Source organism: Agrococcus sp. AC640b (assembly GCF_979255995.1).
In genome coordinates, this window is record NZ_CEEDMM010000043.1 from 142,739 (window position 1) to 167,694 (window position 24,956).

The 24,956-nt window shown below is 71.8% G+C and carries 23 protein-coding genes; 16 read left to right on the plus strand and 7 right to left on the minus strand.

Features of this window, described 5'->3' with window-relative positions; all coding sequences use genetic code 11:
• Positions 1–72 precede the first annotated feature (72 nt).
• Entirely contained in the window at positions 73–1,038 is a 966-nt protein-coding gene (locus ACZ6H8_RS14625; protein ID WP_464147642.1) for an NADP-dependent oxidoreductase, read from the minus strand.
• Positions 1,039–1,106: 68 nt separating this feature from the next.
• Here ACZ6H8_RS14625 and ACZ6H8_RS14630 point away from each other — a divergent pair, with 68 nt between their 5' ends.
• Positions 1,107–1,808 carry a DUF998 domain-containing protein gene (locus tag ACZ6H8_RS14630; RefSeq protein ID WP_464147643.1) on the plus strand — a complete coding sequence of 234 codons (702 nt, stop codon included), beginning with the start codon at positions 1,107–1,109 and terminating at the stop codon, positions 1,806–1,808.
• A 27-nt stretch (positions 1,809–1,835) separates the two neighbouring features.
• Here ACZ6H8_RS14630 and ACZ6H8_RS14635 read toward each other — a convergent pair whose 3' ends face one another.
• Both ACZ6H8_RS14635 and ACZ6H8_RS14640 read right to left on the minus strand, forming a co-directional pair.
• Positions 1,836–2,576 (minus strand): alpha/beta hydrolase, encoded by a 741-nt coding sequence (locus tag ACZ6H8_RS14635; protein WP_464147644.1) that lies wholly within the window; start codon positions 2,574–2,576, stop codon positions 1,836–1,838.
• Between the two features lie 18 nt (positions 2,577–2,594).
• Positions 2,595–3,206 carry a YqaJ viral recombinase family protein gene (locus tag ACZ6H8_RS14640; protein ID WP_464147645.1) on the minus strand — a complete coding sequence of 204 codons (612 nt, stop codon included), beginning with the start codon at positions 3,204–3,206 and terminating at the stop codon, positions 2,595–2,597.
• 179 nt (positions 3,207–3,385) lie between these two features.
• On the opposite strand from ACZ6H8_RS14640, the gene ACZ6H8_RS14645 reads away from it, so the two are divergent.
• From ACZ6H8_RS14645 to ACZ6H8_RS14690, 10 genes are all read left to right on the plus strand, one after another.
• Positions 3,386–4,129 carry a response regulator transcription factor gene (locus ACZ6H8_RS14645; protein WP_464147646.1) on the plus strand — a complete coding sequence of 248 codons (744 nt, stop codon included), beginning with the start codon at positions 3,386–3,388 and terminating at the stop codon, positions 4,127–4,129.
• Positions 4,130–4,146: 17 nt separating this feature from the next.
• Positions 4,147–5,655 (plus strand): sensor histidine kinase, encoded by a 1,509-nt coding sequence (locus ACZ6H8_RS14650; protein ID WP_464147647.1) that lies wholly within the window; start codon positions 4,147–4,149, stop codon positions 5,653–5,655.
• Positions 5,656–5,932: 277 nt separating this feature from the next.
• Complete coding sequence (locus tag ACZ6H8_RS14655; protein WP_464147649.1) at positions 5,933–7,771, plus strand: cell wall-binding repeat-containing protein; 1,839 nt, start codon at positions 5,933–5,935, stop codon at positions 7,769–7,771.
• A gap of 237 nt (positions 7,772–8,008) precedes the next feature.
• Positions 8,009–8,527 carry a 50S ribosomal protein L10 gene (rplJ, locus tag ACZ6H8_RS14660; protein WP_464147650.1) on the plus strand — a complete coding sequence of 173 codons (519 nt, stop codon included), beginning with the start codon at positions 8,009–8,011 and terminating at the stop codon, positions 8,525–8,527.
• A gap of 30 nt (positions 8,528–8,557) precedes the next feature.
• Positions 8,558–8,941: a 50S ribosomal protein L7/L12 gene (gene rplL / locus ACZ6H8_RS14665; RefSeq protein ID WP_464147651.1), complete on the plus strand. Its 384-nt coding sequence runs from the start codon at positions 8,558–8,560 to the stop codon at positions 8,939–8,941.
• A gap of 100 nt (positions 8,942–9,041) precedes the next feature.
• Positions 9,042–9,656 (plus strand): DUF1684 domain-containing protein, encoded by a 615-nt coding sequence (locus tag ACZ6H8_RS14670; RefSeq protein WP_464147653.1) that lies wholly within the window; start codon positions 9,042–9,044, stop codon positions 9,654–9,656.
• Positions 9,657–9,681: 25 nt separating this feature from the next.
• The gene (locus ACZ6H8_RS14675) at positions 9,682–9,900 is read left to right on the plus strand and encodes a helix-hairpin-helix domain-containing protein (protein ID WP_464147654.1); all 219 of its coding nucleotides are present in this window, start codon (positions 9,682–9,684) and stop codon (positions 9,898–9,900) included.
• Positions 9,897–10,655, plus strand: a complete 759-nt coding sequence (locus ACZ6H8_RS14680) for an MBL fold metallo-hydrolase (RefSeq protein WP_464147656.1) — start codon at positions 9,897–9,899, stop codon at positions 10,653–10,655. The genes ACZ6H8_RS14675 and ACZ6H8_RS14680 overlap by 4 nt, the downstream gene beginning before the upstream one ends.
• A 35-nt stretch (positions 10,656–10,690) precedes the next feature.
• Positions 10,691–11,941 (plus strand): kynureninase, encoded by a 1,251-nt coding sequence (locus ACZ6H8_RS14685; protein ID WP_464147657.1) that lies wholly within the window; start codon positions 10,691–10,693, stop codon positions 11,939–11,941.
• A 120-nt stretch (positions 11,942–12,061) separates the two neighbouring features.
• Positions 12,062–13,519, plus strand: a complete 1,458-nt coding sequence (locus ACZ6H8_RS14690) for a cryptochrome/photolyase family protein (protein ID WP_464147658.1) — start codon at positions 12,062–12,064, stop codon at positions 13,517–13,519.
• A gap of 97 nt (positions 13,520–13,616) precedes the next feature.
• On the opposite strand, the gene ACZ6H8_RS14695 is transcribed toward ACZ6H8_RS14690, so the two are convergent.
• The 4 genes from ACZ6H8_RS14695 to ACZ6H8_RS14710 are packed head-to-tail and all read right to left on the minus strand — an operon-like array spanning position 13,617 to position 17,531.
• Positions 13,617–14,699, minus strand: coding sequence for an ABC transporter ATP-binding protein (locus ACZ6H8_RS14695; RefSeq protein WP_464147659.1), 1,083 nt, complete (start codon positions 14,697–14,699; stop codon positions 13,617–13,619).
• The gene (locus ACZ6H8_RS14700) at positions 14,696–15,547 is read right to left on the minus strand and encodes an ABC transporter permease (protein WP_464147660.1); all 852 of its coding nucleotides are present in this window, start codon (positions 15,545–15,547) and stop codon (positions 14,696–14,698) included. Before ACZ6H8_RS14700 ends, ACZ6H8_RS14695 begins: the two co-directional genes overlap by 4 nt.
• Entirely contained in the window at positions 15,544–16,428 is an 885-nt protein-coding gene (locus tag ACZ6H8_RS14705) for an ABC transporter permease (RefSeq protein ID WP_464147661.1), read from the minus strand. The genes ACZ6H8_RS14700 and ACZ6H8_RS14705 overlap by 4 nt, the downstream gene beginning before the upstream one ends.
• Positions 16,407–17,531, minus strand: a complete 1,125-nt coding sequence (locus ACZ6H8_RS14710) for an ABC transporter substrate-binding protein (protein ID WP_464147662.1) — start codon at positions 17,529–17,531, stop codon at positions 16,407–16,409. Before ACZ6H8_RS14710 ends, ACZ6H8_RS14705 begins: the two co-directional genes overlap by 22 nt.
• A gap of 191 nt (positions 17,532–17,722) precedes the next feature.
• Here ACZ6H8_RS14710 and ACZ6H8_RS14715 point away from each other — a divergent pair, with 191 nt between their 5' ends.
• The 5 genes from ACZ6H8_RS14715 (at position 17,723) to ACZ6H8_RS14735 (ending at position 24,889) form a co-directional block, all read left to right on the plus strand.
• Entirely contained in the window at positions 17,723–19,588 is a 1,866-nt protein-coding gene (locus ACZ6H8_RS14715; RefSeq protein WP_464147752.1) for an ABC transporter ATP-binding protein, read from the plus strand.
• Positions 19,589–19,638: 50 nt separating this feature from the next.
• The gene (locus tag ACZ6H8_RS14720; protein WP_464147663.1) at positions 19,639–20,805 is read left to right on the plus strand and encodes an ROK family transcriptional regulator; all 1,167 of its coding nucleotides are present in this window, start codon (positions 19,639–19,641) and stop codon (positions 20,803–20,805) included.
• A 178-nt stretch (positions 20,806–20,983) separates the two neighbouring features.
• Positions 20,984–22,501 carry a multiple monosaccharide ABC transporter ATP-binding protein gene (gene mmsA / locus ACZ6H8_RS14725; protein WP_464147664.1) on the plus strand — a complete coding sequence of 506 codons (1,518 nt, stop codon included), beginning with the start codon at positions 20,984–20,986 and terminating at the stop codon, positions 22,499–22,501.
• The gene (mmsB, locus tag ACZ6H8_RS14730; RefSeq protein ID WP_464147665.1) at positions 22,498–23,769 is read left to right on the plus strand and encodes a multiple monosaccharide ABC transporter permease; all 1,272 of its coding nucleotides are present in this window, start codon (positions 22,498–22,500) and stop codon (positions 23,767–23,769) included. The genes mmsA and mmsB overlap by 4 nt, the downstream gene beginning before the upstream one ends.
• A gap of 25 nt (positions 23,770–23,794) precedes the next feature.
• Positions 23,795–24,889 carry a substrate-binding domain-containing protein gene (locus ACZ6H8_RS14735; RefSeq protein WP_464147666.1) on the plus strand — a complete coding sequence of 365 codons (1,095 nt, stop codon included), beginning with the start codon at positions 23,795–23,797 and terminating at the stop codon, positions 24,887–24,889.
• Positions 24,890–24,956 lie beyond the last annotated feature (67 nt).

Consider the following 24,956-nt stretch of genomic DNA (forward strand, 5'->3'; position numbering starts at 1 on the left):
ATCCGGGGTGGCCGAGGGAGGATACCCCTCGAACCACCCTGATCGCCTGCGAAACGCAACTCGCGGCGGCACTCAGCGCAGCTGCAGCACGACCTTGCCGCGGGCGTGGCCCGACTCGACGCGCTCGAAGGCCGTGACGACGTCGTCGAGCGCATGGATGGCGTCGATGCGCACGCGCACGTCGCCGGCCTCGATGAGCCTGCCGACGATGCCGAGGTTCGCGCCGTCGGGCTCGACGGCCAAGGACGACGACCGCATGCCGGCTGCGGCGCACGCGGCCGCGTGGTCGGGCCAGGAGCCCGTGGGCACGTTGACGTACAGCCCACCGGGCCGCAGCACGTCGAGGGAGCGCGAGCCGGTGTCGTCGTGCACGTTGCCGACGAGGTCGATGACGACGTCGACCTTCTGCGTCGTCTCCTCGAAGCGCTGCCGCGTGTGATCGACCACCTCGTCGGCGCCGAGGTCGCGCAGCAGGTCGAGGTTCGCCTCGGAGGCGGTCGCGACGACGCGCGCGCCGAAGTACCTCGCGAGCTGCACGGCGAAGTGGCCGACGCCGCCGGCTCCCGCGTGCACGAGCACCCGCTGCCCACCGTGCGCGCGGGCGACGCGCACGACCGCGTCCCATGCGGTGAGCGCCGCGAGCGGCACGGCCGCGGCCTCCTCCCACGTGAGCGACGTCGGCTTGCGTGCGAGGCTCAACGACGAGACGGCCGCTCGCTCGGCGAACGAGCCCCACCCGCGAGCGGGGTTCGCGATGCCGAACACGGCGTCGCCCACCTGCAGGTCGTGCATCTCGTAGGCGGCCTCGGCGACGGTGCCCGCGAGGTCGTGGCCGCCCACCCACGGGAACGCCTGGATGCCTGCGGCCGCACCGGCGCCGGCACGCGTCGCGACGTCGATGGGGTTGATGCCGGCGGCGCGCACGTCGACGAGCACCTCCGACATGAGGCGCACGGGCGCGTCGACCTCGCCGACGCGCGCCACGGTCGCCGGGCCGTGCTCGTCGATGAGCACCGCGCGCATGCGAGTGGGGTCCATGCTGGGGAACCTATCGGCGCGGCGTGACGCGGAGGTTTCGGGCGTGCTGCGATCGCTAGCCTGGTGCGATGCCTCGCGTGCGCGCCTCCCGATCCGACCACGTCGTCGGGGCGGTCGCGACGCTGGCGCTCGTCGCGGGCGCCGTCATCATCGGCACGCAGCGAGCCCGCTACGAGCGGTACCTGTACATCTCCGAGCTCGGCGCGGTCGACATGCGCACCGAGGAGTGGTTCCGCTGGGGCTTCGTGCTCGTCGTGGTGGGCATCGCGCTCGTGGCGTGGGTCGTGCGCGACGTGCGTTCGCGGGGCCGCGTGCTGGATCGGTGGCGTCCGGCGGTCTCGCTGCTGGTGTCGGCGGCGTGGTTCCTCGTGGCGTCGCAGGTGACGTGCACCGACGGCTGCCCCGCACCGTTCACGTCGGCGTCGACGCCGCGCGACACGGTGCACATCGCCGCGGCCGTGCTCGGCTTCGCCGCCGGGGCGTGGGCGATGCTGCAGCTCGCGACGGCGACCGACCGCTGGATGCGTCGCATCTCGGCGGTGGGCGGCCTGCTCGTGGCGGGCTTCGCTGCGACGGGCGGGCTCATCTCGCTCGCCCGCGGCAACACCGACGTGGGCTCGACGCTCGAGTACGTCGCGGCGGCGATCGGCGTCGCGTGGCTCGTGACGGTCACGATCGTGCACGTGGGTCAGGGAGCACACGTCGTGGTCGTCGAGGGCGCGCGAGCCGAGTCGGCACCCGACGCCGTCGCCGCCGGCCCGCGGCGCTGAGCCGACCCGCCCGCCGGCGAGCGCGCGTCAGAGTCCGGTGAGGAACGACGCGAGCTGCTCGCGGTACCAGGTCATCACGGCGGCTGCGCCGTCGTCGCGCGCAGGTGAGACGAGCATGCGGCAGCCGAGCCCGGCCCTCCACTCCTCTGCGACGTGCAGCGGGTGGATGGGGTCGCGGGGGCTCGCGAGCACGACCGACGGCGCCCGCAGCGCACCGAGCTCGCCCGGCACGTAGGCGCGGTTCCTGGGGATCTCGAGCAGGCGGATGCGACGCTCCCACGCGAGCGGCTGCGTCACCTGGGTCTCGAGGGCCTGCGCGCCGGCGTGGGAGATGCCGCGGATCGCGTCGTAGGAGCCGGAGTCGCGCAGCGCCGGGAGGGCGCGCTTGGGCCCGTGCCGTTCGAGCAGCTCGGCGATGACGGGGAAGACCGAGAGGTTCGCCGGCAGCGCCTGATGCGTGAACGACGGGCGCAGGAATGCGACGCGGTCGATGGGGAAGCGGCCGGAGAGCGCGATGCGCAGCCCGATGGCGGCGCCCATCGACACGCCGACGATCGCGACGGGCGAGCCGTCGTGCTCGGCGGCGAGCGCGTCTGCGCACTCGGCGGCGAGCGCCTCGAGCGCGAAGTCGTCGCCGTCGCCGACGAGGGGGCTCGCACCGTGGGCGCGCACGTCGGGCGCGACGACGTGGCTGCGCAGCTCCTGCGGCAGGTAGGCGAGCGCGTTGGCTCGGGTGCCGCCGAGGCCGTGGAGGGCGAGGATCGTCATGGTGACGGCGAAGGCGGGTCAGGCCGCGAGCAGCTCGAAGAGTCGATCCGCGGCGGCGACGAGGCGTGCGATCTCGGCCTCGTCGCGCTCGACCCACTGGTAGCGGGGCGGCCCGACGGGCACGTACTCGTCGTGCTGCTCCCACACGAAGAGCGTGCGCTCGGCGCCGAGCACGTGCTGCTGCCACCACATCTGCCGCAGGTAGGGCCTCGGGATGCGCGTGAGGGGCTTGACGGTGGTCTTGATCTCGGCGAGCAGGCGGCCGTCGTCGTCGACGCCGTCGGGCGTGGCGAGGTGCCTGCGGTCGACCTCGGCGTGGAAGAGCGCGTTCGAGGGGGCGATGGAGAAGTGGTCGGCGACCCATCGGCCGATGTGCGGCTCGCGATCCCTGCCGTACCTGGTCGCGGAGTTGCCGGAGAACCACGGGCCGCGCCCCTGCTTCTCGAGCACGACGGAGGCGATGGAGCGCTCCGAGACCATGCGGGCGACGTCGGTGGCCGTCACGCCCTGCGCGCGGGCGCGCAGCCAGGCGATGCGGTCGGTCGAGCTGCACAGGATGCGGTCGCGATGCGAGCGGGGCGGCAGCGGCGCGACGACCTCGTCGAAGAGGTCGAGCACCGGGTGGTCCATGGCATCCATCGTGGCACCGACGGCCGACGCCGACGAACGCACGCGCCGTGGATGCGGGTGAGCCGCACCGTGCAGGCGGCGCTGCGGGGCGCCTCCGCCCACCGCGCATCCGTTGCGCATAGGAACGGCATAGGATGGTGGATGTCCGCCGCATAGTCACCTCTGGCTGGATGGAGAGCATGATGGACACCGCTCAGCAGCAGCTCCGGGCGCAGCCGCGCCTCACGAGGCCCGATGGGTCTCCGATCCGCGTCCTCGTCGTCGACGACGAGCAGAGCCTCGCCGACCTCGTCGCCATGGGCCTCAAGTACGAGGGCTGGGAGATCAAGACGGCAGGCAACGGCCAGCAGGCGCTGCAGGCGGTGCGCGAGTTCCGACCCGATGCGGTCGTGCTCGACATCATGCTGCCCGACTTCGACGGCCTCACCGTGCTGCAGCGCATGCGCTCGGCGGGCTTCGACGTGCCCGTGCTGTTCCTCACGGCGAAGGACTCGCTCGACGACCGCGTCGCGGGCCTCACCGCGGGCGGCGACGACTACGTCACGAAGCCGTTCGGCCTCGAGGAGGTCGTGGCGCGTCTTCGCGGCCTCATCCGTCGCACCGCGACGACGGCGGAGGAGTCGAGCGTGCTCTGGGTGGGCGACCTCATGATGGACGAGGACTCGTACGAGGTGCAGCGCGGCGGCACCCCCGTCGAGCTCACCGCCACCGAGTTCGAGCTGCTGCGCTACCTCATGCGCAACCCGCGTCGCGTGCTGTCGAAGGCGCAGATCCTCGACCGCGTCTGGTCGTACGACTTCGGCGGCCGCGCGAGCGTCGTCGAGCTGTACATCTCGTACCTGCGCAAGAAGATCGACACGCTCGGCCCGTCGATGATCCACACGGTCCGCGGCGTGGGATACCAGCTGCGCGCAGCGCAGTGACCGTGGCGCCGGCGCGGATGGACGCGCAGGACGCGCCGGCACCCCGCACTCGCGTCACCTCCCGCTGGTCGCTGCGGCGACGGCTGCTCGTCGCGGTCGTCGCGGCCTTCGTGCTGCTGACCTCGTGCATCGCGCTCGCGAGCGTGCTCGCGATGCGCGGCGTCCTCACGAATCAGCTCGATGACCAGATCAAGGGTTCCATGCGAGCCGTGCTGCTCGGCTACGTGATCCCGAACGGCTACGTGCCCGATGCGCAGTCGAGCCCCGACTCGGGGCAGCTGTACGCGGGCACGAGCTTCGTGTTCCTCCAGGACGGCGAGCCGACGTCGGCGGCCACCCTCTTCAACGAAGGCCCCGAGCCGCTCTCCGACGCGAACGTCGACAGGCTCCTCGACGCGGCGACGCTCGGCTCGTGCCAGACGGCATCGCTCTCCGACGGCATGGGCGACCAGCGCGTCTGCGCGTTCACGGCCGTGTCGCAGAGCGGGCAGGATCTCGGCACCCTCCTCGTGAGCCTGCCCCTGCGCGGCACGTACCAGACCCTCCTCGCGCTCTCGTTCGTCATCGCCGTGTCGGTGTTCGTCGCGGCCCTCGCGCTCGTCGCCCTCGGCGACGTGCTCATCCGTCGCGCGCTGCGACCGCTCACGAGCGTCATCGCCACGACCGAGCGCATCTCGCAGCTGCCGCTCGACGCGGGGGAGGTGCAGCTGTCGAACCGCGTCGTCATCGCCGACCCGGCCTCCGAGGTCGGGCGCGTGAGCGAGAGCGTCAACCGCATGCTCGAGCACATCGAGACCTCGCTCGAGGCGCGCGCCGCCTCCGAGCGCAAGGTGCGCCAGTTCGTGGCGGATGCCTCGCACGAGCTGCGCACGCCACTCGCTGCGGTGCAGGGCTACGCCGAGATCACGCGCAAGCACGACGCGTCGCTCTCCGACGACGCCCGCGAGTCCCTCGGCCGCATCGAGGCCGCCGCGCACCGCATGTCGGCGCTCGTGAACGACCTGCTGCTGCTCGCGCGCCTCGACGAAGGCACCGAGATCGACCGCGTGCCCGTCGACCTCTCGCTGCTCGTCATCGACGCGGTCGCCGACGCGCAGGCGGCCGGGCCCGAGCATCCCGTGGCGCTCGAGCTGCCGGAGGAGCCCGTGGAGGTCGTGGGCGATCTCATGCGCCTGCAGCAGGTCGTGGCGAACCTGCTGGCGAACGCCCGCATCCACACGCCGCCTGGCACGCGCGTCGAGGCGCGCCTCGCCACGGACGGCGACGAGGCGGTGCTCGAGATCGTCGACGACGGCCCCGGCGTGCCGGACGAGCTGCAGGAGACGCTGTTCGAGCGCTTCGTGCGCGGCGACGCCTCCCGGTCGCGTGCGGCGGGCTCGAGCGGTCTGGGGCTCGCGATCGTGCGCGCCATCATGACGGCGCACGGCGGCAGCATCGCGATGCGCAGCGAGCCCGGCGAGACGATCTTCACGATCCGCCTGCCGCTCGTGCAGGCCGAGGCACCCTCGGGCGCCGAGCAGCCCTGACGCCTTCGCGAGCGCTCGGTCGCGGGAACGTGTGCGACGGGCGCTGCCCTGGTCGACGGCGTGCACCGGGGTACGCGACGCATCGCTGAGCCTTGCTCACCTCAGCGATCGCGCCCTAGGGTCGCGTCGAGCCGGATCGCGTCGGCGCCGCCCCGACAGCACCGGGGCGACACCGGCCGCCGGAGCCTTCGACGCCCGGTTCGCCCCGTGGCAGCGGCCCCTCAGGAACCGGTGCGATGCTCGGCGCATCCACCGTCCTGAGTCGAAGGAGATCGTCGTGCGCAGAGCCCTGGGAGTCGTCGGAGTCGGAGTCGTCGTCGCGGGGGTGCTCGCCGCACCCTCCGTCGCGTCCGCCGAGGTCGTCGACGGCGGCGTCATCGCCTACGGGGCCTCGGGCTCGATCACGATCGAGACCGCCGGGGCGACGGAGGTCGTCGCGACGTACGACCACGACGGCGGCGACGGCGAGCACCTCATGCAGCTCGCTCTGTCGGCAGACGGGGGCGTCGTCGCATTCCAGGTGATCGACTTCGGCAGCGGCAGCGGCGACTACCGCACCGTCGTCGTCGACACCGAGACGGGCGCAGTGCTCGCCGACCGCAGCGCCACGTGGGAGGCGGGCGGCTACCTGCAGGACATCTCGCCGGACGGCACGCGTCTGCTCATGGTGGCGGGCTCGGGCACGGCGCTGGAGTCGGTCGCGACGGGCGCGCGCACGCCGCTGCCCGGCCTCGGTGCCGACGAGGCCCGCTACCCCTCGGCCTTCACGCCCGACGGCCTCGGCATCGTCGCGTCGCGCAACGAGGCGCCCCGCTCGCTCGACGTCGTCGACGTGGCCACCGGCGTCGCACGCGTGCTCGTGGCTCCGACGGGCTCCGGATGGGTCACGCCCGAGACGGTCTCGTACGACGGCACCGTGCAGTACTCGACGGTCGCCGACTGCGGTGCGCCGCAGCCGTCGGCGATCGTCGACGTCGACGGCACGGGCGGTGCGCCCTTCGCGCAGCCCGCGACCGACCACTCGGGCGTCTTCTCGCCCGACGGCGCCGAGGTGCTCTTCGTGCGCGACCCGCAGCCGCGCATCCACCCGTGCGCAGGCGACGCCGCCGAGCAGCCGATCGACGTGCTGCGTGCCGACCGCGACGGGTCGAACGCGACCGTCGCCTTCAGCGCCGTCGACTGGGACTGGGCTGGAGAGGTCGTGCCGGACCCCGAGCCGCAGCAGCCGACGCGCATCGCGGGCGCCGACCGCTTCTCGACCGCCGTCGCGCTGTCGCAGTCGGCGTTCCCGACCGGCGCGCCCGTCGCGTACCTCGTGTCGGGCACGTCGTTCCCCGACGCGCTGTCTGCAGGGCCCGCCGCGGCGCACGAGGGTGGCCCCGTGCTGCTCACGGCGCGCGAGTCGCTGCCCGCCGTGGTCGCCTCCGAGCTCGCGCGCCTCGACCCTGCGCGCGTCGTGATCGTCGGCGGCGACCCGTCGGTGAGCATCCAGGTCGCCGCCCAGGTGGGCGCCATCGTCGGCGAGGAAGCCATCGACCGCATCGCAGGGGCGAACCGCTACGAGACGAGCGCGCTCGTCGCGACGACGGTGTTCGGCTCGGCCGACGTCGCCTACGTGGCGTCGGGGGAGAAGTTCCCGGATGCGCTCGCGGGCGGCGCGGCCGCCGGCGCGATCGGAGCGCCGCTGCTGCTCGTCTACGGCCAGGTGCTCGACCCCCAGGTCGCCGGAGCCGTCGCGACGCTCGGCATCACGCAGGCGCGCGTCGTGGGCAGCGACGCCTCGGTGTCTGCAGCCACGTTCGCCGCGATCGACGCGCGCGTGAGCACCGTGACACGCATCGCCGGGCCAGACCGGTTCGCCACCGCCGTGGCGATCAACCAGTCGTTCGATGACGCGGACGCCGCCTTCGTGGCGTCGGGGCTCACCTTCCCCGACGCGCTCGCCGGTGCGGCCGTCGCCGGCGCGCAGGGTGCCCCGATGTACCTCACCCGCCCGGAATGCCTGCCGCAGGTCGTCGTCGACGACCTCGGGCGACTCGGGTTCCCGAGCGTGACGATCCTCGGCGGCACGCCGTCGGTGTCGTCGGCCGTCGAGGCGTACGCGACCTGCGCCTGAGCTGCGCGGCATCGAGCCGGGCGACGCGAGTTGCGTCGCCCGGCCACGTCCGTCTATCCTGAGGCCATACCGAAGACCGCTGGTCATCGTCGTGCGCGCGAGCGCATGGCGGCGAAGGTGGATCCGAGAGGATCCCGGCCCGCGCAGGTGCGAATCCCGTGAGGGTCGAGCCCCGTGCGCATGCGCCGGGGCTCCTTCTGGTTCCGCCGTCGGATCAGCATCCAATCAAGGAGCACCATGGCGAACAAGGAGACTACGGTCGCCGAGCTCTCGAACCTGTTCGAGACCTCGACCGCCGTCCTGCTCACCGAGTACCGCGGGCTCTCGGTGGCGCAGCTGAAGACGCTGCGTCGATCGATCCAGGAGCACGCCACGTACGCCGTGGTGAAGAACACGCTCACGAAGATCGCCGCCAACAAGGCGGGGATCTCGGCCTTCGACGAGGGACTCAAGGGCCCCTCGGCGATCGCATTCGTGCACGGTGACCCCGTCACCGTCGCGAAGTCGCTGCGTGACTTCGCCAAGACCAACCCCCAGCTGGTGGTCAAGAACGGGTTCTTCGACGGGAACCCGCTCACCGCTGAGGACGTCACCAAGCTCGCCGACCTCGAGTCGCGGGAGGTGCTGCTGGGCAAGCTGGCCGGCGCCTTCAAGGCTTCGCTGTTCGGCGCGGCGTACATGTTCAACGCGCCCCTCGCGCAGGCGGTTCGCACCGTCGACGCGCTCCGGGCCAAGCAGGAGTCCGCAGCCGAGTAGGGCTGTGGCTGAGACACAGGAGAAGAACCGATGGCAAAGCTGTCCACCGAGGAGCTGCTCGAGCAGTTCAAGGAGCTCACGCTCATCGAGCTGAGCGAGTTCGTCAAGGCATTCGAGGAGACCTTCGAGGTCACCGCGGCTGCCCCCATCGCCGCAGCCGCAGCACCCGCTGCAGCAGGCGAGGCCGAGGTCGCCGAGGAGCAGACGGAGTTCGACGTCGTCCTCGAGTCCGCAGGCTCCGCGAAGATCCAGGTCATCAAGGTCGTGCGTTCGCTCACGTCCCTCGGCCTCGGCGAGGCCAAGGCTCTCGTCGACGGCGCTCCCGCCAACGTGCTCGAGGGCGCGAAGAAGGACGACGCCGAGAAGGCCAAGGCCGACCTCGAGGAGGCCGGCGCGACGGTGACCGTCAAGTAGTCACCTCGTTCCTCGCGAAGCCCCGCACCATCCGTGGTGCGGGGCTTCGTGCGTGTCCGCGGCGCTGACGACGCTGCCTCGCACGTCGTACGCTCGTCGCGTGCATGCCACCGAGGTCGTCGACTGGCGCCGTCGCGTGTTCGCGCTGTACGCGGACGTGCGGGCGGCGGCGACGCCCCAGGCCGGCCACGACCTCTGGCGACGCGAGCGCGACGCGCTGCTCCTGCGGCATCCCGCGTCGCCGGTGCCGGAGTCGGAGCGGGCGGCGGTCGTCGGCGCCGACGTGGCTCCCTACGACCCGGCGTGGCGCTTCGAGTGCGTCGTCGAGCCCGGCGACGACGTCGGCTGGGAGTTCGCGACCGGCACCGACGGCATCGTGCCCTTCTCGCGATGGGCGACCGTGGAGGTGCCTGGCGTCGGCACGCTCGACGTGTGGCGACTGCGCTCCTACGGCGGCGGGCTGTTCCTGCCGGTCCGCGACGCCCTCGCCGGAGCGGAGGGCGGCACGTACGGCGGCGGCCGCTACCTGCTCGACACGGCGAAGGGGGCCGACCTCGGCGGCTCGGAGCGCACGCTCGTGATCGATCTCAACTTCGCGTACGCGCCGTCGTGCGCCTACGATCCCGCGTGGGCGTGCCCGCTGCCGCCCGCGGGCAACCGCGTCGACGTCGCCATCCCGGTCGGCGAGCTGCATCCCCTGCGCCGTGCGTCCTGACACGCGCGCATGGCATGCTCTCGGCATGACGACGCGAGGGGCGCCGCGCACGGTCGGCGACCTGCCGTGGATGGGGCGGCCTGCCCTGTCGGCGCTGCTCGCCGAGGGCATCGACTCGCTCGCAGCCGCTGCCTCCCGTTCTCAGGCCGAGCTCGCGGCGTTGCACGGCATGGGGCCGAAGGCGTTGGCGATCCTCCGGGATGCGCTCGCGGAGGCCGGGCTCGCGCTGCGGACCGACGCGTGAGCGGCGCGGTGGGCCCCGCGGCCCCTCCTGCCATCGAGGTCGCGCGCGGCGTGCACGTCGTGACGCTGCCGGAGGCGGCGATGAACGCCGTGCTCGTCGTCGACGGCGGCGAGGTGCTCGTCGTCGACGCGGGTGCCACGCCCGCGCGCGGCGCCGAGCTCCGCACGCTCGCCGAGCTGCACGGCCGAGTCGTGGCCGTCGTCGTGACGCATCCGCACTGGGACCACGCGTTCGGGCTCGGTGCGTTCGGCGACGTGCCGAGCCACGCGCATCCGGCGACGATCGACGACCTCCGCGACACGGGTGCGATGCAGCGGGACGCGCTCGTCGCCGCCGGCGAGCCCGACGTGCCCGACTGGCTGCGCACGTTCGTGCCGCCGCTGCCCACGCATCCCGTGCATGCTCGTGCCACGGTGCGCGTCGGAGCCCTCGACGTCGTGCTCGATCCCGTCGGGCACGCGCACAGCGCCGGCGACCTCGCGCTGCACGTGCCCGGTCGCGGCGTGAGCGTGCTCGGCGACCTCGTCGAGGTCGGCGACCCGCCGCAGCTGCACGACGCGTCCCTCGCGGGCTGGGTCGCGGCGCTCGACCGCCTGGGCTCCGATCTGCAGCCGATCGTCGTGCCCGGTCACGGTGCCGTGACGACGCCGGACGGCGTGCGTGCGCAGCGCGACCTGCTCGCCGCAGGCCTCGCGCATCTGCATGGCGACGGCCCAGCCCCAGACGGGCTCGACCTGACGCAGCTGCCCGGCTGACGCATCCGACACCTCCGGACGGGCAGGATCGACGCATGGACCTCACGCTCGCGCACGCTCGATCGCTCGACGCCGCCGACCCGCTCGCGGCGCATCGGGATGCGTTCGTCGACGCCGGCGACGCCATCTACCTCGACGGCAACTCGCTCGGTCGCCTGCCGCGCGCGACCCCCGACGCGATCGCGCACGTCGTCGAGGAGCAGTGGGGCAGCGGGCTCATCCGCTTCTGGCCCGCGTGGCTCGACGAGGCCCGCGCCACCGCCGACCTGCTCGGCCGCGTCGTGCTCGACGTCGAGCCCGGCCAGGTGCACGTCGGCGACTCGACGACCGTGAGCCTCTACCGTCTCGCCGTCGCAGCCGTGCGCGCGCGGCCGGGACGCACGCGCATCCTCGTCGAGGCCGACGCGTTCCCCACCGACCTGTACGTGCTCGACGGCGTCGCCCGCGACCACGGGCTCGAGCTCACGCGCATCGACGCGCCCATCGACGACGGCGTGCGCGACGAGCACCTCGCAGCCCACCTCGACGAGACCGTCGCGCTCGTCTGCCTCAGCCAGGTGCACTACCGCTCCGGCGCGCTGCTCGACCTGCACGGGCTCACGCGGCTGGCGCACGACGTCGGCGCGCTCACGCTCTGGGACCTGTGCCACTCGGCGGGTGCCGTGCCCGTGCCGCTCGCCGCATCGGGTGCCGACCTCGCCGTCGGCTGCACGTACAAGTACCTGAACGCCGGACCCGGCGCCCCCGCGTTCTCGTACGTGCGCGCCGATCTGCTGCCGTCGGTGCGCTCGCCGATCCAGGGCTGGTTCGCGCAGGCCGACCAGTTCGCCATGGCATCCGAGTTCGATCCCGTCGCAGGCATCGGCCGCATCGCCGCAGGCACGCCCGACGTGCGCGGCATCGTCGCGGTGCGCGAGGGCGTCGCCACGATCGAGGCTGCTGGCGTGCCCGCGCTGCGCGCCAAGGGGGCCGCGCTGGGCGACTGGACGATCGCGCTCGCCGACGCCTGGCTCGCACCGCTCGGGTTCCGCGTCGCGAGCCCGCGCGACCCCGCACGACGCGGCGCGCACGTGGTGCTCGAGCATCCAGAGGCGTGGCAGGCGTGCCAGGCGTGGATCGACGCCGGGGTCATCCCCGACTTCCGCACGCCGGATCGACTGCGCATCGGCCTCGCAGCGCTCACGACGTCGTTCGAGGACGTGTGGATCGGCCTCGACCGGCTGCGCACGATCGTCGCCGCCGGCGAGCACCTCGCGTACCCGACGGAGCGCGGCCGTGTGACGTGAGCGCGGCGTGCGGCGGCAGCGGGTGGCGGAACGCGGCCGATCGCCGCGTGAGGTGGCCGATCGCAAGGCGTCGCGGCACTCGGCCCGGCCCCGCGAGGATGAGCGGATGACCTCGACGGCATGGCACCGACGATGAGGGCAGCGCTCGTGCTCGGCACGCAGCTGCTGCCGCACCATCCGCTCGTCGACGATCCCGGCACCGACGTCGTGCTCGTCGTCGAGTCGGCCGCGCTGTTCGAGCGGCTGCCGTACCACCAGATCAAGATCGCCTTCCTGCTCGCGGCCATGCGCCATCACGTGCGCGACCTGCGCGCCCGCGGGATCCGCGTGGAGACGATCGGGCTCGACGACGAGGTGTCGTTCGCCGCCGGCCTCGCAGCGCTCGTGCGCGAGCACGGCATCACCGAGCTCGCATGGATGCGCGCCGCAGACCGCGGCACCGACGACCGCATCCGCGCGACGTGCGAGCGCCTCGGCATCGGCCACGCCACGGTCGCCGACGCGATGTTCCTCACGCCGGAGGCCGACGTCGACGCCTGGTACGCGGAGCATCCGCACGCGCGCATGGAGGACTTCTACCGGTGGCAGCGGCAGCGCACCGGCATCCTCATGCACGGCGACGCACCGGCCGGCGGGCGATGGAACTACGACCACGACAACCGCGCGCCGCTGCCGAAGGGCGGCATCGCGATCCCGACGCTGCCCGAGCCGCGCCACGACGACCTCACGCGCTCGACGATCGACGAGGTGCGCGCCCGCTTCGCGCACCACCCCGGCGACGCCCGCGACCTCTGGCTGCCCGTGACGCGTCGCAGCGCCCTCCACTGGCTCCAGCGGTTCGTCGACGAACGGCTGCCCGACTTCGGCAGGTACGAGGATGCGATGCATCGCGACGAGCCCGTGCTGTTCCACTCGGTGCTCACGCCCATGCTCAACGTCGGCCTGCTCACGCCCGCGGAGGTCGTCGACGCCGCCCTCGCACGCGGCGGCGACGTGCCGCTGGCATCCCTCGAGGGCTTCGTGCGGCAGATCGTCGGCTGGCGCGAGCACATGCGCGGCATGTACCGCGGCCACCCGGAGCTCGAGCATGCGAACGCGCTCGAGCTCACGCGCGAGCTCGAGGACTGGTGGTACACGCTCGACGACGTGCCGCTGACGCTGCCCGAGCCGGTGCGCGTCGTGCTCCACCGCGTGCACGCCCTCGCCTACGCGCACCACATCGAGCGGCTCATGGTGCTCGGCAGCTGGATGCTCATGCAGGGCTACGCACCCGCATCCGTCAACCGATGGTTCCTGTCGCTGTTCGTCGACGCGTACCCGTGGGTCATGGTGCCGAACGTCTTCGGCATGAGCCAGTTCGCCGACGGTGGGCTCGTCGGCACGAAGCCGTACGTGTCGGGCGGCGCGTACCTGCAGCGCATGGGTCGCTGGTGGGGGTCGGAGCGGGCGGCGCGCGAGTCGGCGGTCACCGACGCCTACTGGTCCTTCCTCGAGCGCCACGAGGCCGTGCTCGACGGCAACCATCGGCTCGCACGGCCGCTCGCGCAGATGCGGCAGCGCCGGGCGGAGCGCGGCTGACGCAGCACCGCCGTCGCGATGCGGCTCGAGCGTCGCCCCGAGGGTGCATTCCCCTCGGCGGCTCGCTCAGGCCGCATCCCCACGGGGCGGGGGTGCCTCAGGCAGCTGACGCGTCGACCGCGGCAGGCTCGGCGCCGTCGACGCCAGCCTCCACGACGACGGGCGCACCCGAGAACGTCACGTGCACGGCGTCACCGGGCCCGTGCACCTCGGCGGCATCGTGCTGCACCGCCACGATCGTGCCGTCGCCGAGGTCGACCGTCGTGCGACGGATCGAGCCGAGGAACGCGCTCGTCACGACGGTCGCCGCGATCCCCGACGCCGCGAGCCGCACGTGCTCGGGGCGCACGAGTGCGACGCCCGCGCCGTGTGCAGGGGTGCCGAGCACCGGCAGCCGTTCGCCGCGCACCAGGAAGCCGTCGGCATCCACGGTGCCGGCGACGCGGTTCGACAGTCCCACGAAGTCGGCGACGAAGGGGCTCGCCGGTGACCGGTACAGGTCCTCGGGGCTGCCGATCTGCTCGATGCGGCCCTCCCGCATGACGGCGACGCGGTCGGCGACCGCGAGAGCCTCCTCCTGGTCGTGCGTCACGAACACGGTCGTGATGCCGAGCTCCTGCTGGATGCGGCGGATCTCGTCGCGCAGGCTCACCCGCACCTTCGCGTCCAGCGCCGAGAGCGGCTCGTCGAGCAGCAGCAGGCGCGGCCGCGTCACGATCGCACGGGCGAGCGCCACGCGCTGCTGCTGCCCGCCCGAGAGCTCGTGCGCGAACCGCTCGCCGAGGTGCCCGAGGCCGACGAGCTCGAGCCCCTCCGCGACGCGTGCGTCGCGCTGGGATCTCGCGACCTTGCGCATCCGCAGGCCGTAGCCCACGTTCTGCGCCGCGGTCATGTGCGGGAACAGCGAGTACGCCTGGAAGACGATCCCGATGTCGCGGCGCTCGATGGGCGTCGACGACACGTCGACGCCGTCCATGCGGATCTCGCCCGCCTGGATGTCCTCGAGCCCGGCCAGGCACCGCAGCGCCGTCGTCTTGCCGCAGCCGGAGGGGCCCAGCAGCGCGACGAGCTCCCCGGGTGCAAGCGCGAGGTCGACCCGGTCGAGCGCGGTGTGGCTGCCGTAGCGCTTCACGACCCCCTCGAGCTCGATGGTGCTCGCGTGCGTGGCGGTGGGGTTCATGCGCGGCGTCCGATCGTCTTCTGGGTCTTCTGCGGCTTCGGGGTCTTCGAGCGCGGCTGCCCGCCGCCTGCGATCGCGATGACGAGCAGCAGCGCGAACGCGAACGCGAGGGCGACGAGCGACACGATGACGGATGCGTACGCATCCGCCTGCTGGATCTGCACGAGCGCCGTCTGCAGCACGATCCTGTTCAGGAGCGCCGCGATCGTGTACTCGCCGAGCACGATCGCGACCGTGAGGATGCACGCGGTGAGGATGCCGCGGCGGATGTTCGGCACGACGATCTCGACGAGCGTGCGCGCGAAGCCCGCACCGAGGGAACGGCCCGCCTCCGTGAGGGTGCCGACGTCGACGAGCCGCAGCTCGGCCTGGATCGACCGGTACGCGAACGGCAGCGCGACGACGGCGTATGCGAGCGCGAGCGGCCACGCAGAGGAGCCGACGACGCGGGCGATCGACGAGTACACGGGTGCGAGCCCCACGACGAGCACGATGGCGGGGATCGAGATCGGCAGGATCGAGATCAGCTCGAGCCAACGCTGCAGCCGCGGCGCGCGCAGGCGCACGAGCACCATCGTCGGCACGAGGATCGCCACGATGAGCACGGCCGTCACGACCGACAGGCCCAGCGACACCGCGATGCCCTCGCCCAGCATGCGGTACGTGCGCGAGCCGGAGGCGAGGCCCTCTGCCAGCGCCGTCCAGCGGTCGAGCGTGAACCCGTCGCGCGTGCGCACCGTGAACTCGACCATCGCGACGATCGGGATCGCGAACAGCGCACCCACGACGCCGAGGATCGTCCACCGCGCCCACGGAGCTGGGGCGACGTCGCTCGCGCGGCGGCTCACCGCTGCCACCGCTCGGTGCGGCGCTGCAGCAGCGAGTAGCCCCACATGAGCACGGTCATGATGAGGATCATCGCGAGCGCGAGCGCACCGGCGAGCCCCTCCTGGCCCAGCACCGTCTCGGAGACCAGGGCGCCGCGGATCTGCAACGTCACGATCTGCCCGCCCTGGCTGATGAGCGCCGCAGCGGTCGCGAACGACGAGAACGCGTTCGCGAACAGCAGCACGAGGCTGCCGAGGAACGCGGGCGCGAGGATCGGCCCGCCGACGTGCACCCAGTACGCGGCCCGCGAGCCGCCGAGCGATGCGTTCGCCTCCGCCCACTGCGTGCGCAGGCCGTCGATGGCCGGCATGAACGTGATGACCATGAGGGGCACCTGGAAGTAGAGGTAGGGGAGGATGAGGCCGGGCACCTGGTACAGCCAGACGCCGCCTGCGTAGATGTCGATGCCGAGGGCGTCGCGCATCCACACGGTGACGAGGCCCTGGATGCCGATGGTCGCGATGAACGCGAATGCGAGCATGACGCCGCCGAACTGCGCGAGGGTGCCGGATGCGGCGTCGACGACGCGGCGCAGGAGGCTCGTCGGGGACAGCCCGAGCAGGGCGAGGCAGACGAGTGCGCCGACGACCGCGCCGAGCGACGCGGTGAGGGCGGAGACCCAGATGGACGCCCAGAGGGAGCCGAGGACCGACGGTGAGAGGATCGCGGCGATCGCGTCGAGCGTGATGCCGTCGTCGCCGACGAACGCGGATGCGACGGCGATCGCCGTCGGGATCGCGAGGAAGCAGAGGGTGAGGAGGGCGAAGGGGGTGAGGCCGAGCGCGGTGCCGAGCAGCTGCCCGGCACCGCGACCCGTGCCTACTGGATGGCGCTTGCCCACTGCTCGGCGACGAGCGCCGATGCGGCCTCCGCCTGCTCCGAGGTGAGCTGCACGAGGTCGGCCGGCGGGGTGCCGACGGCGTCGAGCGCCTCCTGGTCGACGGTGCCCTCGTCGATCATCGACTGGAGACGCACAGGGAAGGCGCCGGCTTCGAGCCAGATGCTCTGCGCCTCGTCGGAGTACAGGAACTCCTGCCACAGGCGGGCTGCAGCCGGGTGGGGTGCGTCGGCGTTGATGGCCTGGTTGTAGTACGACCCGAGCGCCTGACCCTCGGGGATCCAGATCTGCCAGTCGCGCTGGCCCTCGAGCGCGACCTGGTTCGCGGCCTCGATGTACGACCAGTTGATGACGACGGGCGTCTCGCCCGATGCGACGGTCGCGTTCGTCGCGTTGAGCGGCAGGAAGTTGCCTGCTGCGGCGAGCTCGGCGAAGAAGTCGATGCCAGGCTGCATGTCGTCGGGCGAGCCGCCCGACTGCAGTGCGGCGAGCTCGACGCCCGCGAGCGCGGCGCCCGCCTGCGTCGGGTCGCCGTTCAGCGCGACGGAGCCGGAGTAGTCGGGCCCGAGCAGGTCCTCCCACGACTCGGGCGCAGGCACGGCATCCGCGTCGTACGCGACCGACATGATGCCGGTGTAGTCGTTGACCCAGAGGCCCTCGGGGTGCTTGTTCTCGTCGGGGATCGTGTCCCACGTCTCCACCTGGTACGGGGCGAAGAGGTCCTCGTTGGCGAGGGCGACGGCGGCGCCGAGGTCGAAGACGTCGGGGGCGGTGTCCTGCCCTGCGAGGTCCTGCGCGGCCGTGATCTCCTCGGCGCTCGAGGCCTCGGGGTTCGCGGAGACGATCTCGATGTCGTACGTCTCCTCGAAGAGGTCGAGGATCGCGCCGTAGTTCGCCCAGTCCTCCGGCAGGGCGATGACGTTGAGGGTGCCCTCGGCCTCGGCGGCTGCGATGAGACCCTCCATGCCGCCGAAGTCCTCGGCGCTCGTGGCGGTCGCCGCGTCGACGTCGGGGACGTCCGCGTCGGCGTCGGCCGTCGAGCAGCCCGCGAGCGCGAGGGCGGCGATGGTGAGCGCGGCGGGTGCCGCGAGGTGCTTGAGACGCATGGTGCTCCTTGAGTCAGGGCGCGCCCGAGGGGCGCCTGGGGAACCGTGGCAGCGGGCGGTGTCGCGCCGGTGAACGCGTCGTGGACGGTGAGCGACCCTCACCTTGCGAGGCGGAGCACGCTCCGAGCCGAGCGCCCGGGGCGAACGCAGCCGAGGCCGCCACCGCGCGGGCGTAGCGTGAGCACATGAGCATGGGCATGGGCGGCGGCATGGGCGGACCGCGCGGCGGGATGCGGGTCGCGGGCCGCGACGAGGCGGCGCAGCGCGCTGCGAACGCCGACGCACCGCGCATCCCGAACCTGCTGGGCCGCATCGCCGACCTCTTCCGACCGCACCGGCCGCAGATCGCGCTCACGATCGTGCTCGTGCTCATCGTCGCCGCGATCGGCGTCTTCCCGCCGCTGCTCACCCAGCGGGTGTTCGACGACGCGCTGTTCCCGGAGACGGGCGGCGTCGACATGCCGCTGCTGTGGACGCTCGTGGGCATCATGGTGGCGCTGTGGGTGGGGTCGAGCCTGCTGGGCATCTGGCAGGCGTTCCTCACCGCACGCGTCGGCAACCGCGTCATGGGGGCGCTGCGCACGCGGCTGTTCGACCATCTGCAGCGCATGGAGCTCGCCTTCTTCACCCACACGAAGACCGGCGTCATCCAGTCCCGCCTGCAGAACGACGTCGGCGGCGTCGCCAACGTGCTCTCGAACACGGTGTCGTCGGTCGTCGGCAACACCGTCACCGTCATCTCGAGCCTCGTGACGATGCTCATCCTGTCGTGGCAGCTGACGATCGTCGCCGTGCTGCTCACCCCGATCCTCGTCATCGCGCAGCGCCGCGTCGGCCAGGTCCGCGCCCGCATCGCGACGAAGACGCAGGAGTCGCTGTCGGAGATGACGGCCATCACGCAGGAGTCGCTGTCGGTGTCGGGCATCCTGCTCGCGAAGGCGTTCGGCAGGCAGCGCGACGAGTCGCAGCGCTACGCAGACGAGAACGCGCGCCAGATCGACCTGCAGGTGCGGCAGCAGATGACGGGGCAGACGTTCTTCGCCGTCGTGTCGATCTTCGTGTCGGTGCTGCCCGCCGTCGTCTACGTCATCACGGCCTTCCTCATCACCGGTGGCACGCAGGACGTCACGGCGGGCACGCTCGTCGCCTTCACGACCGTGCAGGCGAGGCTGCTCATGCCGCTCATGGGCCTGCTGCGCGTCGCGCTCGACCTGCAGACCTCCGGCGCGCTGTTCGCGCGCATCTTCGAGTACCTCGACCTGCGGCCGCAGATCGTCGACCGGCCGGACGCGCTGCCCGTGCCGGCAGACCGGCTCGGCGCGATCGCGTTCGACGAGGTCGTGTTCCGCTACCCCGACGCCGCCGAGTCCGAGCCGCCCACGCTCGACCGCGTGTCGTTCGACGTCGAGCCCGGCACGTTCGTCGCGTTCGTGGGCGCCTCGGGTGCGGGCAAGACCACGATCGGCTACCTCGTGCCCAGGCTCTACGAGGCCACGGCGGGCACGGTGCGCTTCGCGGGCGTCGACGTGCGCGACCTCGACCACGCCTCGCTCGTCGACGCGATCGGCATCGTGAGCCAGGACGCGTACCTGTTCCACGCGACCATCGCCGAGAACCTGCGATACGCCAAGCCGGAGGCGACCGATGCGGAGCTCGAGGCGGCGGCACGCGGTGCCAACATCCTGGACACCATCCACTCGTTCCCGCTCGGGTTCGACACCGTCGTGGGGGAGCGCGGCTATCGGCTCTCCGGCGGCGAGCAGCAGCGCATCGCCATCGCGCGCGTGCTGCTGAAGGATCCCGCGGTGCTGATCCTCGACGAGGCGACGAGCGCGCTCGACACCGTGTCGGAGCGCATCGTGCAGCAGGCGCTCGACGCGGCGTCGCGTGGGCGGACCGTGCTGGCCATCGCGCACCGACTGTCGACCATTCGCGACGCGGACGTGATCGTCGTGCTCGACCACGGTCGGATCGTCGAGCGCGGCACGCACGACGAGCTGCTCGCGGCGGGTGGCGCGTACGCGACGCTGCACTCCGAGCAGCGCGCGAACGCCTGATCTAGCGTTCACTTCTTGACAACAAGCCGCGCGCTCGACACCATCGAGTCATGACGAGGCGACGCCCCGGCTCCCAGGGGGCGCTCCGAGCAGCGAACGAGTCCCGGGTCGCCGACGCCCTGCGCGATGGCCCCGCGACGCAGTCCGAGCTCGCCGACCGCACGGGACTGGCGAACGCCACCGTGTCGAACATCGTGCGCGACCTGCGCCTGCGCGGCGCCGTCTCCACCGAGCCCACCGTGCACGGGGGCAGGCGCGCGACCCTCGTGACCCTCGAGGCCTCCGACGGCCCCACGGTCATCGGCGTCGACTTCGGTCGCAGGCACGTCCGCATCGCCATCGCGGGCACCGACCTGCAGCCCGTCGCCGAGGACGCCGTCGTGCTGCCGGCCGGGCACCACGCATCCGAGAGCCTCGCGATCGCCGCGACCCACCTGCACGAGCTGCTCGATGCCTCCGGCATCGACCGCGACCGCATCGCAGGCATGTGCGTGGGGGTGCCGGGCCCCATCGACATGCGCACGGGCACGATCGCGGGCCACACGATCCTGCCCGAGTGGGTCGGCGTCTCGCAGGATCGCGTCTCGGAGGCGTTCGGCATGCCGGTCGAGGTGGCCAACGACGCGGATCTCGGCGCGATCGCCGAGCGCACCGCCGGGTCGCATCGCGGCGTCGACGACCTCATGTTCGTCAAGGTCGGCACCGGCATCGGCACGGGTCTCGTGCTCGGCGGCCGCCTCCACCGCGGCGCGATCGGCATCGCAGGCGAGCTCGGCCACGTGCAGGTCGACCCGCAGGGGCCGCTGTGCGTGTGCGGCAACCGCGGCTGCCTCGAGACCCTCGCGTCGGTGCGCGTCATGACGCAGGAGCTCTCGGCGGCGTTGCGCAGGCCCATCGCGACGGCCGACATCGTCGAGGGCGCCCTCGCAGGCGACCCGGTCACGCGACGCGTGATCGAGGATGCCGGCGCCGCGATCGGCAGGGCCACCGCGAATGCCGCGAACCTGCTCGCGCCCGCCGTCATCGTCGTCGGCGGGCCGCTCGTGGTCGTCGGCGATCTGCTGCTCGAGCCCATCCGCGACGGCTTCCGTCGCTTCGCGATCCACGCGCTGTCGGAGTCGACCGACATCGTCGCGTCGTCGCTCGGGGAGCGCGCGGAGGTGCTGGGAGCGCTCGCGCTCGCCCGCGACGGCGCACGCATCCCCACCCTTCGCTGAGCGGCGCGCGGGCCGTCGTTATCACATCGTTGCGTTCAGGCAGCGACACGGTTGGCCGCTACTGCGTTCAGGACTTGACGACAAGGCCCGATTGTTCGTATCGTGATCCTCGGTCCGCCGCCGGTGCTGGACCAGCGAGGGAGCGAAGGTGGAGCAGGCGAGGCCGACCATCCTGTCGATGCGCCACATCACCAAGGAGTTCCCAGGGGTGCGCGCCCTCGACGACGTGACCCTCGAGGTGCGCGCCGGCACGATCCATGCGATCTGCGGCGAGAACGGCGCCGGCAAGTCGACGCTCATGAAGGTGCTCTCGGGCGTCTACCCGCACGGCTCCTTCGACGGCGAGATCGTCTACCAGGGCGAGCCCGTCGCCTTCGGCCGCATCAACGACTCCGAGCGCGCGGGCATCGTCATCATCCACCAGGAGCTCGCGCTCATCCCCGAGCTCTCGATCGCCGAGAACATCTTCCTCGGCAACGAGCCCCGCAAGGGCCTCGGCATCGACTGGGACACCGTGCGCATGCGCGCGACCGAGCTCCTCGCCCGCGTCGGGCTCGAGGAGGACCCCGACACCCAGATCAAGGACATCGGCGTCGGCAAGCAGCAGCTCGTCGAGATCGCGAAGGCCCTCGAGAAGGACGTGCGCCTGCTCATCCTCGACGAGCCCACCGCCGCCCTCAACGAAGGCGACTCGCGCCACCTGCTCGACCTCATCGTCGGCCTGCGCTCCAAGGGCGTCACGTCGATCATGATCAGCCACAAGCTCAACGAGATCGAGGCCGTCTCCGACGCCATCACGATCATCCGCGACGGCAAGGCGATCGAGACGCTCGACATCGCCGACGGTGCCGTCGACGAGGACCGCATCATCCGCGGCATGGTCGGTCGCACGCTCGGCAACCGGTTCCCGGACCGTGCAGGACACGCGGGCGAGGTCTTCTTCGAGGTGCGCGACTGGACGGTGCAGCACCCGCTCTCCGCCGATCGCCTCGTCGCGAAGCAGTCGTCGTTCACCGTGCGGCGCGGCGAGATCGTCGGCTTCGCAGGCCTCATGGGAGCCGGACGCACCGAGCTCGCGATGAGCATCTTCGGCAGGCAGTACGGCACGTGGCTCGGCGGCACGATCGTCAAGGACGGGCAGGAGATCCAGCTGCGCTCGGTCTCCGAGGCGATCGCCCACGGCCTCGCCTACGTGAGCGAGGATCGCAAGGCCCTCGGCCTCAACATGCTCGACAGCATCCAGCGCTCCATCGTCTCGGCCAAGCTCGGCAAGATCTCGCGCGGCGTCGTCGTCGACGCGCTCGAGGAGAACCGCGTCGCCGAGGAGTACCGGCAGTCGATGCGCATCAAGGCACCGAGCGTCGAGATGGGGGTCGACACCCTCTCGGGCGGCAACCAGCAGAAGGTCGTCCTGTCGAAGTGGATGTTCACCGACCCCGACCTGCTGATCCTCGACGAGCCGACGCGCGGCATCGACGTGGGCGCGAAGACCGAGATCTACCAGATCGTGCGCGAGCTGGCAGACGCAGGCAAGGGCGTCATCCTCATCTCCAGCGAGCTGCCCGAGCTGCTCGGGCTCGCCGACCGCATCTACACGATCTTCGAGGGGCGCATCACGGGCGAGGTCCGTGCAGCAGACGCCGACCAAGAGACGCTCATGCGCCGGATGGCGCCGACGAAGGGTGAAGCCGCATGACCAACGACGTGCAGGAGCGGAGGGGCTTCCGGCCCTCCGACATCTCGATGCTCTTCGGCAAGAAGGGCTCGGTCAAGGAGTTCGGCATCCTCGGCGCGCTCGTCGTCATCGTGCTCGTGTTCCAGTTCGCCACCGACGGCACGACGCTGTCGTCCGGCAACCTCATCAACCTCGTCCAGTCGTACTCGTACATCCTGATCCTCGCGATCGGCATGGTCATGGTGATCATCACGGGCCACATCGACCTCTCGGTCGGCTCCGTCGCCGCCTTCGTCGGCGTCATGGTCGCGATGTCGATGAACGACTGGGGCTGGCCCTGGTACCTGAGCCTCGTGTTCGGCATCGCGCTCGGCATCCTGATCGGCACGTGGCAGGGCTTCTGGGTCGCCTTCATCGGCGTGCCCGCCTTCATCGTGACCCTCGCGGGCATGCTCATCTTCCGCGGCCTCAACCAGCTCGCCGGCCAGCAGCGCGGCATCGGCGTCGACCGTGAGTTCGTCGACGCGCTCGCCGGCTTCCTGCCCGAGTGGGGCCCTCAGACCGGCTACAACAACTCGACGCTGCTGCTGGGCGTCGTCGCGATCGTCGCCGTCGTGCTGCTCGAGCTGCGCGCCCGCGCCCGTCGCCGTCGCACCGGCGCGGAGCTGGCGCCGCAGTGGGTCCTCGTCACGCGCCTCGTGCTCGTGATCGGCGTGCTCGTCGCTGCGACGCTGCTGTTCGCCAGCGGACGCCCCGGCACCTCGTTCCCGCTCGCCGGCGTCATCCTCGTGGTCTTCACGCTCGGCTACGGCTTCCTCACGAACAACACGAGCATCGGCCGCCACATCTACGCCGTCGGCGGCAACCGCCGTGCTGCGGAGCTGTCGGGCGTGCGCTCGCGCTGGACCGACTTCTTCGTCATGGCGAACATGTCGACCCTCGCTGCCATCGCAGGCATGATGTTCGTCGCTCGATCGCAGGCTGCAGGCCCGCAGGACGGCACGGGCTGGGAGCTCGACGCCATCGCAGCCGTCTTCATCGGCGGCGCAGCCGTCGCCGGCGGCATCGGCACCGTCGCAGGCTCCATCATCGGTGGCCTCGTCATGGCCGTGCTCACGAACGGCCTCTTCGCGATCGGCACGGGCTCCGACTGGATCCAGGTCATCAAGGGCGTCGTCCTGCTGATCGCCGTGGCCATCGACGTCATCAACAAGCAGCAGGGCAGGTTCTCGTTCATCGGCCTCATGCTGCGCAGCCTCCGCCGCGACCGCACCAACGACCTTTCCTGACGCACCACCCATCCAAGGAGAACCCATGAAGAAGTCCGCCATCGTGGCGCTCGCCGGCATCGCTGCCGTGAGCGTCGCGCTCACCGGCTGCGGCCGTACCGACCCGGGCGCGGAGGGTGGCGACGACGCCGCCGGCTTCGCCTCCGACGCCTCCATCGGCGTCGCCCTGCCCGACCGCACCAGCGAGAACTGGGTGCTGGCAGGCGACCTGTTCACCGACGGCCTCGAGGAGGCCGGCTTCGACGGCAACGTGCAGTACGCGGGCTCGTCGAACGCCGTCGGCGACCAGCAGCAGCAGATCCAGACGATGATCGACGCAGGCGTCGAGGTGCTCGTCATCGGCGCCGCCGACACGAACCAGCTCGCCACGCAGCTCGAGGCTGCCGACGCCGCCGGCATCACCGTCATCGCCTACGACCGCCTCATCCAGAACTCCGACCTCGTCGACTACTACGTCGCGTTCGACAACTACAACGTCGGCGTGCTGCAGGCGGAGTCGCTGCTCGAGGGCCTCGAGGCGAAGTTCCCCGACGCAGAGCCGTGGAACGTCGAGCTCTTCTCGGGCTCGGGCGACGACTCGAACTCGGCCGTGTTCTTCGACGGCGCGATGAGCGTCCTCCAGCCGGCGATCGACGACGGCCGCATCACGGTCGTCTCCGAGCAGACGACCGTGCAGCAGACGGCGACCGACGACTGGGCTGCGGAGAACGCGCAGAACCGCATGGACACGATCCTGCAGGCGTCCTACCAGGGCATCGACCTGCACGGCGTGCTCTCGCCGAACGACAACCTCGCTCGTGCCATCCTCACGTCGGCGGCGAACGACGGTCGCGAGACGCCCGTCGTCACCGGCCAGGACTCCGAGGTCGAGTCGGTCGAGTCGATCGTCGCAGGCAACCAGTACTCGACCATCTACAAGGACACGCGCGCGCTCGTCGCCGAGACCATCTCCATGGTCGAGTCCCTGCAGGCTGGCGAGGAGGTCGCGACGACCGGTGAAGAGGACAACGGTGCTGCGGAGATCCCGTCGAACCTCCTCGACCCCGTGATCGTCACGCAGGAGAACGCCGCCGAGGCGTACGCCGAGAACCCGGACCTCGAGCCGCTCACGCAGCCGTAGTCCACGCATCGCACGCCGACGGGCGGCTCCCCTGCCGGGGAGTCGCCCGTCGTCGTTCGCGGGCGGC